Here is a 12,469-nt window from a genome sequence, read left to right as displayed (position 1 = left end):
GTTGATAACAGGTAATAGCATAAATGATTGGTTTGTTCATCATTTTGGTGAAATAACCATCGAGCAGGTTAAGAGTTGGTTTATATACAATCCGGAAGAAAAGTTGTTATTCAATACAGGTTTGTTTCTTGGATTGTTTCTGGTTTTCTATTTTGTTTACGCATTTTTGCGTAAAACATTCTATTTACGATTAACATACGTTATTCTGTTTTCACTTTTCTTTTATTATAAGTCAAGCGGAATTTACTTTTTATTATTACTGCTTTCTTCTGTAGTCGATTATGGCCTTAGCCAGATTATTTACAGGGAAAAGAAAGACACTGTAAAGAAAATTTACCTGGTCATAAGCGTTATCCTGAACTTAGGATTACTGGGCTATTTTAAGTACATGAATTTTATGATTGTGACCTACAATGATATGTTCAGTGGTCATTTCGAGCTTCATAATGTCTTTCTTCCGGTCGGAATTTCGTTTTATACCTTTCAGTCGATGAGTTATATCATCGAAATTTACCGTGAAGAAATCAAGCCAACAAAAAATTACATCGAATATTTATTCTTCGTTTCCTTCTTCCCGCAATTAGTAGCGGGACCAATCGTAAGGGCGAAAGATTTTCTTCCGCAGATTTATCAAAAGCTGAACCTTACGAAACAGGATGTCAATAATGCTTTGTTTCTTATCATTGGCGGATTGATCAAGAAAACCGTTATTTCAAATTATATCTCGGTAAACTTCGTAGATCGTGTTTTTGATACTCCGATGACGTATACATCATTCGAAAATTTAATGGCTTCCTATGGTTATGCCATCCAGATTTACTGTGACTTTTCAGGATATTCAGATATGGCAATCGGAATTGCTTTATTGTTAGGGTTTAAATTGCCGGCCAACTTTAGGACACCTTATAAGTCGGTTTCGATTACCGATTTCTGGAGAAGATGGCATATTTCATTATCAACCTGGTTAAAGGATTTCCTTTATATTTCAATAGGAGGAAACCGCGAAGGATCTTTTGCCGGTTATTTATTTCCAAGTTTATTTTTCTTCGGATTATTACTTTGGGGAATTACAAATATCAATGTCAGCATAATTCCCTTAATTATTGCCGGCAGCTCCATCGTTATTTTCGCTTTGACATTTTTACTTTCGAAAAAACGAAACCAGACCACTGTAACCAATTTTAATTTATTTACTACAATGCTTTTGGGTGGCTTGTGGCACGGAGCCGGAGCACAATTTATTATCTGGGGAGCCTTGCACGGATTAGCACTGGCAGTTCATAAAATTTTCATGGAACTTTTTCCTTCTAAAAAAGAAGGGTCTAATTTCTTTTGGAAGTTTTTCTCCATCCTGATCACATTTCACTTCGTCGTTTTCTGCTGGATCTTTTTCCGTGCGCGCGATTTCGAAACAGCCTTGCAGGTTATCAATAATATTGGTCAGCTGACCTTCGAACCGGAACAATGGAAAGTCATAGTTTTAGGATACAAAAATGTATTCTTATTAATGTTGTTCGGTTATGTTTGGCATTTCTTGCCTGAAATATTCACCACAAAACTAAAATGGACTTTTGACAGGACTCCTTTAGTGCTTAAAGCGATCATTTTAGGTTTCGTGTACTGGATTGTTTATGCAACAGCAGTGGCAGGTTCTCAGCCGTTTATTTATTTTCAGTTTTAGTAGAAAAAAGGTTCAAAGGAACAAAGTAACAAAGGCGCAAAGGTTTTATTCTTTGCGCTTTTTTGTTTCCCGCAGATTTAGCAGATATAGCTGATTTTTTCATCCTTAATTTTAAAAAATAATCTGCCTGATCTGCTAAATCTGCGAGAAAAATAAACGTTGTGATCAAATAAAAAACATAGCGAACTTTGCGCAAAAGCTTTGCGTGCAAAAAAAGCCAAAGTTAGTAAGGCGCAAAGGTTTTATACTCTTTGCGTTTTTTTGTTTCCCGCAGATTTAGCAGATTTAGCTGATTTTTTCATCCTTAATTTTAAAAAATAATCTGGCCGATCTGCTAAATCTACGAGAAAAATAAACGTTGTGATCAAATAAAAAACATAGCGAACTTTGCGCGAAAACTTTGCGTGCCTTGCGGTTAAATGCAGCTAAATAAAAATTGCCTGAAATATCTAATTAGATTATCTTTGCACTTCAAATAAACAAAATAATATGTTTGATAATTTAAGTGATAAGTTAGATAAAGCGTTCCATATACTGAAAGGACACGGGAAAATTACAGAAGTAAACGTTGCCGATACCTTAAAAGAAGTTCGTCGTGCCCTGTTAGATGCCGATGTTAACTTTAAAATTGCGAAAGATTTTACGACCAAAGTAAAAGAAAAAGCAATAGGTCAGGATGTTTTAACAACGCTTCAGCCAGGTCAGTTATTAGTAAAGTTAGTAAAAGATGAACTAACGGAATTAATGGGTGGCGATGTTGCCGGAATTAATCTTTCCGGAAATCCGAGCATTATTTTAATGTCTGGTTTGCAAGGTTCCGGTAAAACGACTTTCTCCGGAAAATTAGCCAACTTTTTAAAAACTAAGAAAAACAAAAAACCACTTTTAGTAGCTTGTGATATCTACCGTCCAGCGGCGATCAATCAGTTACATGTTGTGGGAGACCAGATAGGTGTTGAGGTGTACTCAGAACCGGAAAATAAAAATCCTGTTGAAATTGCGCAAAATGCAATTAAACATGCGAAGGCAAACGGTTTTAACGTAGTGATCGTCGATACGGCCGGACGTTTGGCTGTAGACCAGGAAATGATGGACGAAATTGCGCGTGTTCATAAAGCAATTCAGCCACAGGAAACCTTGTTCGTTGTAGATGCTATGACAGGACAGGATGCCGTAAATACAGCAAAAACTTTCAACGATATCTTAAATTTTGATGGAGTTATTCTAACAAAATTAGATGGTGATACCCGTGGTGGAGCTGCAATCTCGATTAAATCGGTTGTAAACAAACCAATCAAATTTGTCGGTACAGGAGAGAAAATGGAAGCAATTGATGTTTTCTATCCGGATCGTATGGCCGAGCGTATTTTAGGTATGGGAGACGTTGTGTCCCTTGTTGAAAGAGCCCAGGAGCAGTTTGACGAAGAGGAAGCCAGAAAACTTCAAAAGAAAATCGCCAAAAACGAATTTGGTTTTGATGATTTCTTAACGCAAATCCAGCAGGTTAAAAAAATGGGTAACATGAAAGACCTGGTTGGAATGATACCGGGTGCTTCAAAAGCCATGAAAGATGTTGAAATCGAAGATGATGCTTTCAAACACATTGAAGCAATCATTCATTCGATGACTCCGATCGAAAGAAGTAAACCTTCCATAATCGATGTAAAAAGAAAAGCCAGGATCGCAAAAGGTTCCGGAACGAAAGTCGAGCAGGTAAATCAGTTGATGAAGCAGTTTGACCAAATGAGCAAGATGATGAAAATGATGCAGGGTCCGGGTGGAAAAAACCTGATGAAAATGATGGGAGGCATGAAAGGAATGCCAGGCGGAATGCCGAGATAAATAAAATTTTGTTTAAGGTTTAAAGTTTCAGGTTGCTTGGAATTTTAGACCTTAAATTTTATAAATACAGTACTAATAGAGAAGAAGTTAACTTCTCACTTTTAACTCAAAACATTTAACTTAAAAGACAATGCAACTACTAGACGGTAAAAAAACAGCTGAAGACATCAAAAACGAAATTGCAGCCGAAGTTCAATCGATTAAAGATGCCGGAGGAAAAGTACCTCATTTGGCAGCAGTAATCGTAGGGAACAACGGAGCAAGTTTAACTTACGTAGGAAGTAAAGTGAAATCCTGCCAGCAAATTGGCTTCGATTCCACTTTAGTAGCTTTACCTGAAGACATTACCGAAGCCGATTTATTAGCTAAAATTGCAGCACTAAACGAAGATGATAACCTTGATGGATATATCGTTCAGTTACCATTGCCAAAACATATCGACGAACAAAAAATATTATTAGCGATCGATCCAGACAAGGATGTAGACGGATTTCACCCGACCAACTTTGGAAGAATGGCGCTTGAAATGGAAAGTTTTATTCCGGCAACACCATTTGGAATCATGGAATTGTTAGAGCGTTATAAAGTAGAAACTGCCGGGAAACATACAGTAGTGATTGGAAGAAGTCATATCGTGGGACGCCCGATGAGCATCTTAATGAGCCGTAAAGGTAATCCTGGTGATTCAACCGTTACACTAACACACAGCAGAACTAAAAACTTAGCAGAATTCACTAAAAATGCCGATATTATCATTACCGCTTTAGGAGTTCCTGAATTCTTAAAAGGTGATATGGTAAAAGACGGAGTGGTAATCATTGATGTTGGAATTACACGTGTAGAGGATGCATCAAATTCAAAAGGTTATGTCATAAAAGGGGATGTTGATTTTGGCGAAGTAAGCAAAAAGGCCTCTTTTATTACACCTGTTCCGGGTGGAGTAGGACCAATGACTATTGCAATGTTGTTGAAAAATACGCTTTTAGCACGCAAAATGAGAAGCGCGAGAAAATAAATTTCTCTAAAATGTATAGTAAAGCCTGTTCTATTGAACAGGCTTTTTTTTTGCTTTATATAACTACAATTTCTAAGCATAGAAACGTAGAATTTAAGTTCTGTAAGGATACAAAATAGAAACCAGAATCTCTCAACTTAACCTGTAAAGAATAAAGAAGGCATGAGCTACGGTGGGAAAATTGGAATTTGGAATTTGGAGTTTAAATAATAATCCAAAGTTCCATTTTAATATATAATTAATACTTTAAAGTTTTGGGTCTGAAAAATAAAAGATACTTTTGCACCACTTAAAAAACACTTCTCCAAATGGACGATTATGATTCGTTAGTATTAAATTAAAGCAGCTTTTGAAAATTTCAAAATGCTGTGATAACACCCTGTATTTTTGAAATGAAAGCCTTTTACACAAACAACAACGGATTAGTAGAAATCCCAAAATGGACTCCAAACTGCTGGATTAACATTGAGAATCCATCAGAAACAGAAAAAAAATACGTATTAGAAGAGCTTCAGATTCCCGAAGCCTTTTACAATGATATCGAAGACATTGACGAAAGACCCCGTATCGAAATCGAAGACGGCTGGACACTTATCATCATGCGCGTTCCTATAAAAAGTGACGACATTAAACTGCCTTTTCAAACCATTCCGCTGGGTATAATTTTTAAAGACGATATCTGTGTAACCATTACGTTTTATAAAACAGAAATTATTTCAGATTTCGTTTTGTATTCACAGCGCAAAAACATTGAAGTTAAAGATAATCCCGACCTTGTTTTGCGATTATTACTTTCGTCAAGCGTCTGGTACCTTAAATATCTGAAACAAGTCAATCAGAAAATAAAACTGGCAGAAGATAATTTAGAAAAATCGATTAAAAATGAAGAATTGCAGGCCCTGCTTCAAATCGAAAAATGTCTGGTCTTTTTCATAACTTCCTTAAAAGCAAACGACGTTTTATTTCAACGCATCAAAAACCTGAAAGCGCATAAAGCAGACTACGATTTAGATTTACTCGAAGATGTAGAAATTGAGCTAAGTCAGGCACAGGACACCGCCAATATTTACAGTAACATTCTGACCGGAATGATGGATGCCTACGCCTCGGTGATTTCGAATAACATGAATAATATAATGAAACAGATGACTTCTATTTCTATTATCTTAATGATTCCTACGCTGATTGCCAGTTTGTACGGGATGAATGTGCCGAATGGTCTGGAAGAAAGCAAATACGGAATCTGGATTCTTCTTTTTGTTTCGATTATCTTATCTGTTTTTGGTGTGCTTTTATTCAAACGCAGAAGATGGTTCTGATCAATATTTTCGCAATTTCACAACAAAGCCCGTTCAACAGAATGGGCTTTTGTGTTTATATTTGGGCGTGACCGTATTGGAGAAAGGCGCTCCCTTCGTACCGCATATACGCGCCTTTCCCCAATACGGTCGCGCTATCCGCTCCGCCGCGGCGGACGGCTCCTATCCCTCACGCAACTGCAGGTTCCGGATGACTCCCTTTTAAGAAAGCTTACAATTTTCAGCGGTTAATTTTCCAGATGGTAAATAAAAACACATTTTTGTTTGTCAATTCAAAATAAAATATAACTTTGCAGTACAAAGTACTTTAATCATGAATCAGAAGCACCAAGAAGATTTATCACATATTCGTTCCATGATGGAGCGCTCTTCCAGATTTATATCCTTAAGCGGACTTTCAGGAGTCTTTGCCGGACTTTCAGCTTTAATTGGAGGATTATATGTTTACCAGTTGTTTAAAGTCAATGGAGTAGAATATTTTGACGGCGAGCATAAATTATATTCGGTTAATCTGGTATCAGAATTAATCTATATTGGAATCGTTATTTTAGTATGTGCCTTTACCTTTGGTATATTCTTTACACTTCGCAAAAGTAAAAAATACAATTTACCGGTCTGGACAACAGCAACAAAAAACATGTTGTTCAATCTGGCTGTTCCGTTACTCGCAGGAGGTATTTTTTGTCTGGCACTGATTTATCACGGAATCTACGTTTTAGTAGCTCCGGCTACGTTAATCTTCTACGGTCTGGCTTTGGTAAATGCAGAGAAGTATACCTTTTCGGATGTAAAGTATTTGGGTTTTTGTGAATTGATTTTAGGGTTCATCTCTTTATTTTTTCTGGGATATGGTTTGATTTTCTGGATTTTAGGATTTGGTGTTTTACATATTTTGTATGGATTAATCATGTTCAAAAAATACAGGTAAACCAATGGGAATCATTGATAAATTAAATAAAGATTTCGAAAGCCGCGTCAGATTAGGTATCATGTCTATTCTGATCGTGAACGAGTGGATTGACTTCACCGAAATGAAAACGCTTTTGAACATCACCGATGGTAATTTAGCAAGTCATTCCTCGGCACTTGAGAAAGCGCAATACATTGAAGTTAAAAAAGAATTTGTGGGTAAAAAACCCAAAACATCCTACAAGGTTACAGATCTTGGCCGCGCTGCCTTTAAGGAGCATTTGAATAGTCTTGAAAAATTAATGAAATTCTAATAACACTATTTTTTTATCTAATTACTTTGAAACACAAAGTACTTTTAAATTTTATATCATGAAAAAAATCCATTTTATCTTAGTCTGCAGTATTCTTTTTATACTGCTTTTTTACAACGAGTCAGTAGGGGTTAATCTCGCTATTTTTGGTCTGGTGTTAACAGGTTTAATTTGTTATTACTTTCAGGATCGGTTTACAGACCGTTCCTATTTGGTTTTGGTAATTACATCGGTGCTTTCCTGTCTTGCTTTTGCCTGGTATGGCGATTTTGTTTCTTTTTTAGCCCTGACTATGTCCGTGCTTTTTCTGCAGTTTAAAACGCAGGAAAAAAAGCTAAAGATGATTCAGGTTTTTCCGTTGGTGTTTTTAAATGCATTTGCTTCATTAGGGCGTATTTTCATGTTTAGCCAATGGCTTCCGCAAAGGAAAATCAATAATAATATTGCGAAGAAACTCGTAGCGTATGTTATGATTCCGGCAGTCTTCTTAATGCTGTTTTTTGTAGTGTATTCTTTTGGAAGCGATCATTTCTCTTCCCTTTTTACCGATTACACTTTAGATATTGATATCGTGCAAATCATTGTGATTAGTATTCTGGGATTTTATATTTCCTTTTCTTTCTGGAATTACTGGGTTCCGGAAGTATGTTATGATAAAAATCCAATGCTCGACAATGAGTTCAGTAATGCAGATCAGATCAGGAATCAAAATACCTTTTCCTTTCTTGATTTGGATTTCGAAAGAAAAAGCGGTGAAATCACGTTGCTACTTTTAAATATGATGCTTTTAATTTTTATTGCGACCTACAATTACGAACAGTTTTTTGAAGTAATTAAAACGGCTGAACTAAGTGCCGCAACGCATGAAAGAGTAAATGCCGTTATTTTCTCTATCGTGATGGCGGTTGGTGTGATCTTATTCTACTTTAAAGGAGGATTTAATTTCGATGAAAAAGCAGTGAACCTGAAACGACTTGCAAAACTCTGGCTGGTATTAAACGGAATTCTGATCGCAAGTACAATCATTAAAAACTCAGAATATGTTTCGTTTTTCGGACTGACTTATAAAAGACTGGGGGTGTATGCTTTCCTGATTCTGGCGATTATCGGATTAGTATATGCTTTTTTAAAAATCAAAAACCAGAAAACCAATGCCTATCTTTTCAATCAGATGGTCTGGTATTTTTACGGAACCGTTCTTTTGTGCAGTTTTGTCAATTGGGGAAATCTGATTACAACGTATAATATTTCGGTAAACAAAGGAGTCGAGCCCAGGTTTTTGAGTAGTTTGAACTTTAATGATGAAGCCCGAAGAGCCTATTTTTCAAGCCACAATCTGGATGTATTATTTGTGGATGATGCACGAGAAGAAGAAATTCAGAGTTATCAGGAAAAAACTTTTTTATCGAAAGCCCTGTACTACGAATTTATAAGTTCGAAAAAATAATTTTAGAAATCCCATTCTGTTTTGAATGGGATTTTTAGATAACGCCAAAATTTATTAAGGATATCTTTGTTATATTTGATTTTAAATATCTAACATTTATTTTTTTACTGCTTTATAATATGTAATAGGGAATGAGAATTTATGTTTGTTTATTAGAAAATATTAAAAATAAATATGAAAAAAAAATTCCCGCATTTTCATCAATATGATTTTATGGATTGTGGTCCAACTTCTTTGAAAATGGTTTGTAAGTTTCATGGTAAAAATGTAGATCTGGCTTATCTAAGAGAGATTTCTTTTATAAATGGACAAGGCACTACTTTTGCAGGTTTAGTAGATGCAGCAGAAAAATTAGGTCTTGCAACTATGGGATTGAGTGTTACATTTAATGATCTTGCAGAAGAATTATCCTTGCCATGCATTGTACATTGGCGTCAAAGACATTATGCTGTAGTTTATAAAATTAGTAACAACAAAGTAATCGTTGGCGATCCTGCAAACTTTGATTTGATAACCTATTCTAAAAAGGACTTTTTAAAAGGATGGCTTTCTTCTAAAAATATAAATGAAGATTCGGAAGGATTATTATTGACTTTAGAGCCAACTCCTCTTTTTTATGAAAGTGACAATAATAGCACAACAAAAACGAATCTTCTTTCTTTTTTAAATAAGTATTTTAAACCCCATCAAAAATATATTGCCCAAGTTTTATTAGGACTATTGTTCGGTACATTTTTACAATTAATATTCCCTTTTTTGACGCAACAAATAGTTGATACTGGAATTAATACCCGTAATATTAATTTTATTTATTTAATATTAATTGCTCAAATAGTTTTATTTATATCGCAGTCTGCGCTTAATATTACTCGAAATTGGATTGTTTTGCATGTAACGAGTCGCATGAATTTGCGAATGTTATCTGATTTTATTATCAAATTAATGAAGCTTCCAATTATATACTTTGATAGTCGGGCCACTGGTGATATTCTTCAAAGAATAAACGATAACAATAGAATTCAAACCTTTTTGTCTACAACTACTCTCGATGTTTTATTTTCAACTTTAACTCTCGTAGTATTTAGTTTTATACTGGCATATTTTAATTTATTCCTATTTATAGTTTTTATTATTGGATCTGCTTTTTATATAGTATGGATATTGTTATTTATGAAACGAAGAGCAGAAATGGATTTCCGTTATTTTGATCAGGCTGCCAGTAATCAAAATACAACTATTCAATTGATTGACGGTATGCAGGAAATTAAACTTAATGGATCTGAAAAAAGACGACGCTGGGATTGGGAAGCATTGCAAACAAGACTTTTTAAATTAAACATAAAAAATTTAGTCCTGACTCAAACACAAAACGAAGGAGGTAAATTTATTGACCAGTTAAAAAATATTATAATTAGTTTTATTGCTGCAAAAGCTGTCATCGATGGGCAAATGACATTAGGAACCATGTTATCGGTACAATATATAATTGGACAAATGAACGTTCCTATAAATAATTTTTTAGGTTTTATACGTAATTATCAAGATGCAAAATTAAGTTTGCTAAGGCTTTCTGAAATACATAATAAAGCTGATGAAGAGCCTTTAGAAACGGAATTTATCAATGAGTTTACAGGTGATAAATCGATAAGAATTGAGAATTTGAATTTTCGTTATGGAAGTTCAGCTTCTGAAATGGTTTTAAAAAACATCAATATTATTTTGCCTGAGGGTAAAGTTACTGCAATTGTTGGATCTAGCGGAAGCGGCAAGACAACTCTTTTAAAGCTTTTGCTAAAGTTTAATGAGCCAACTAGTGGTTCTATTTACGTCGGAAATACTAATTTAAAGAGTTTTGGATTTAATTTTTGGAGAGCAAATTGTGGAGCAGTAATGCAGGATGGATATATTTTTGCAGATTCTATTTCCAGAAATATAAGTGAATCAGATATTAATGGAATGATTGATAAAAAGAAACTAATGCTTGCTTCAGAAATAGCTAATATAGCTGAGTTTATAGAAGATTTACCCAATGGTTATAAAACTAAAATTGGATCAAGCGGCATTGGAATTAGCGGCGGGCAGAAGCAAAGAATATTAATTGCAAGAGCAGTATATAAAAATCCTGAGTATATTTTTTTTGATGAGGCTACTTCATCGTTAGATGCCAACAATGAAACTGTAATTATGCGAAATCTTGATAATTTTTTTAAAAATGGTTCAAAAGGGAATAAAACCGTAGTGGTAATTGCGCATCGTCTAAGTACTGTGAAAAAGGCAGATCAGATTATAGTACTTAATAAAGGAGAAATAGTAGAAAGCGGCAATCACAATGAATTAGTTGTCAAAAAAGGATTTTATTATGGATTAGTAAAAAATCAATTAGAGTTAGGAGATTAAAAATTATCGAAATATGTCAAAAACTGGAAAAATAGATATTCAAAGTGAGGTTGTAAGAGATTATCTGGAACAAATACCAAATAGATTAGTTCGCTGGGGAAGTTTTATTATTTGTGCTGTTCTACTGGCTTTATTTGTAATGACTTGCTTCTTGCAGTACCCTTCAGTAGTAAATGCTGAATGTAGGCTTAATGCTCTTGTCGTTCCTAAACCTGTAATTATAAAAATAAACGGAAGAATAGAGCGAATTTTTGTTAAGGATAATCAGAAAGTAGTAAAAAATCAGGTTTTGGGTTATGTTGAAAGTACAGCTAAATATGAAGAAGTTTCTCTACTTAATAAGGAATTAAATGAAATGGTAGAATTTATAAAAAATCATGATTTGGTTGATTTAAAACAGATTCATTTAAAAGAGTATCAGAATTTGGGAGAAATACAAACTAGTTATCAAAACTTTCAGGAGACATACGTGCAGACTTTATCATTATTTAGCGACAAATATTATAAACAAATTCAAGGTCTTTTAAAAATTGACATTAAAGAATTAAATATTTTATCTCATAATCTACAAAATCAGAAACAAGTTCTTTATCAGGATTTGAAACTTCAGGAAAGAGAATATCAAATGAATAAAACTTTGCACAAAAGCAGTGTAATTGCCGATGCTGATTTATTTAGAGAAGAAAGTAAATTGTTGTCTAAAAAAGAGCCGATAAATTTGATAGAAACAGAATTAATTAATAATACCATTTTAATTAGAACTAAAGAAAAAGAAATTTTAGACCTAACCAAATTAGCAACACAACAAAAAGAAATTTTCAAACAATCACTTAATACACTAAGAAGCGTAATTGCAGAATGGAACAACCGTTATGTTTTTTATTCGCCAAATGATGGCGAAATAAACTTTATTAATCTCATACAGGAAAAAACAAATTTCAAGGCAAATACAGAAATAATGTATGTTTCCAGTCCGAAAAATAAATATAAAGGAGAAATTAAAATTCCGCAGGATAATTTTGGAAAAGTTAAAATAGGACAAACCGTTTTAATTAAATTTAAAGGCTATCCTTATGAAGAGTATGGGATGGTTGAAGGTAAAGTTCAATCCATAGCTAAAATTCCTTCTAGTGATGATGCTTATTTTTATGCAGCAGTGAATTTGTTAAATAATGGAAAAACTACAAATGGACAGCAATTGAACTTTAGAAACGGAATGCTTGCTTCTGCTGAGATTATAACTGAGAACCTGACTTTTGCTCAAAGAATTTTTTATAGTTTTAGAAGAAACCTGAAATTTTAACAGATAAAGCCATAAAATACAATAAGAAAATTACAGCACTAGATCTTTATTTGTTTATATTTATATTTTCAACATAGCGTATAAAATAAGTTTCGTGTATTAATTCTAACAAAGTAATATAATATGAAAACAAAAAGTACCATTACAAAAAAGGGAACTCAGGTTAAATCGACTAAAGTTTTCAAACCATTAACAAATCAACAATTAGAATCAGTTGTTGGTGGACCAATAACTTCAAGAGG

Annotated in this window: 10 protein-coding genes; 9 read left to right on the top strand and 1 reads right to left on the bottom strand. The window is 34.0% G+C overall.

All coding sequences use genetic code 11. The features are described 5' to 3' along the window. Position 1: 1 nt before the first annotated feature. Positions 2–1,681 (top strand): MBOAT family protein, encoded by a 1,680-nt coding sequence (locus GJU43_RS05230; RefSeq protein ID WP_154339769.1) that lies wholly within the window; start codon positions 2–4, stop codon positions 1,679–1,681. Here GJU43_RS05230 and GJU43_RS05225 read toward each other — a convergent pair. After that, entirely contained in the window at positions 1,662–1,892 is a 231-nt protein-coding gene (locus GJU43_RS05225) for a hypothetical protein (RefSeq protein ID WP_154339768.1), read from the bottom strand. The two genes, GJU43_RS05230 and GJU43_RS05225, sit on opposite strands and share 20 nt — an antisense overlap. Positions 1,893–2,170: 278 nt before the next feature. Between GJU43_RS05225 and ffh the strand changes: the two genes are divergently transcribed. From ffh to GJU43_RS05185, 8 genes are all read left to right on the top strand, one after another. Continuing rightward, positions 2,171–3,523: a signal recognition particle protein gene (gene ffh, locus GJU43_RS05220; protein WP_154339767.1), complete on the top strand. Its 1,353-nt coding sequence runs from the start codon at positions 2,171–2,173 to the stop codon at positions 3,521–3,523. A gap of 130 nt (positions 3,524–3,653) precedes the next feature. After that, complete coding sequence (locus tag GJU43_RS05215) at positions 3,654–4,538, top strand: bifunctional 5,10-methylenetetrahydrofolate dehydrogenase/5,10-methenyltetrahydrofolate cyclohydrolase (RefSeq protein WP_154339766.1); 885 nt, start codon at positions 3,654–3,656, stop codon at positions 4,536–4,538. 368 nt (positions 4,539–4,906) lie between these two features. Continuing rightward, positions 4,907–5,857 carry a magnesium transporter CorA family protein gene (locus GJU43_RS05210; RefSeq protein ID WP_370455499.1) on the top strand — a complete coding sequence of 317 codons (951 nt, stop codon included), beginning with the start codon at positions 4,907–4,909 and terminating at the stop codon, positions 5,855–5,857. A gap of 313 nt (positions 5,858–6,170) precedes the next feature. Further along, positions 6,171–6,785, top strand: a complete 615-nt coding sequence (locus GJU43_RS05205; RefSeq protein WP_154339765.1) for a hypothetical protein — start codon at positions 6,171–6,173, stop codon at positions 6,783–6,785. Between the two features lie 4 nt (positions 6,786–6,789). Continuing rightward, complete coding sequence (locus GJU43_RS05200) at positions 6,790–7,080, top strand: transcriptional regulator (RefSeq protein ID WP_134150603.1); 291 nt, start codon at positions 6,790–6,792, stop codon at positions 7,078–7,080. Positions 7,081–7,138: 58 nt separating this feature from the next. Then, positions 7,139–8,527 carry a DUF4173 domain-containing protein gene (locus tag GJU43_RS05195; protein WP_154339764.1) on the top strand — a complete coding sequence of 463 codons (1,389 nt, stop codon included), beginning with the start codon at positions 7,139–7,141 and terminating at the stop codon, positions 8,525–8,527. Positions 8,528–8,701: 174 nt separating this feature from the next. Next, positions 8,702–10,924, top strand: coding sequence for a peptidase domain-containing ABC transporter (locus GJU43_RS05190; protein WP_154339763.1), 2,223 nt, complete (start codon positions 8,702–8,704; stop codon positions 10,922–10,924). Between the two features lie 13 nt (positions 10,925–10,937). Further along, positions 10,938–12,227: an HlyD family secretion protein gene (locus tag GJU43_RS05185; RefSeq protein WP_154339762.1), complete on the top strand. Its 1,290-nt coding sequence runs from the start codon at positions 10,938–10,940 to the stop codon at positions 12,225–12,227. The last annotated feature ends 242 nt before the right edge of the window (positions 12,228–12,469 follow it).

Origin of the sequence: Flavobacterium sp. LC2016-23, from assembly GCF_009674775.1 — a bacterium.
Lineage (GTDB): Bacteria > Bacteroidota > Bacteroidia > Flavobacteriales > Flavobacteriaceae > Flavobacterium.
This window is presented reverse-complemented; position numbering and strand designations above follow the sequence as displayed.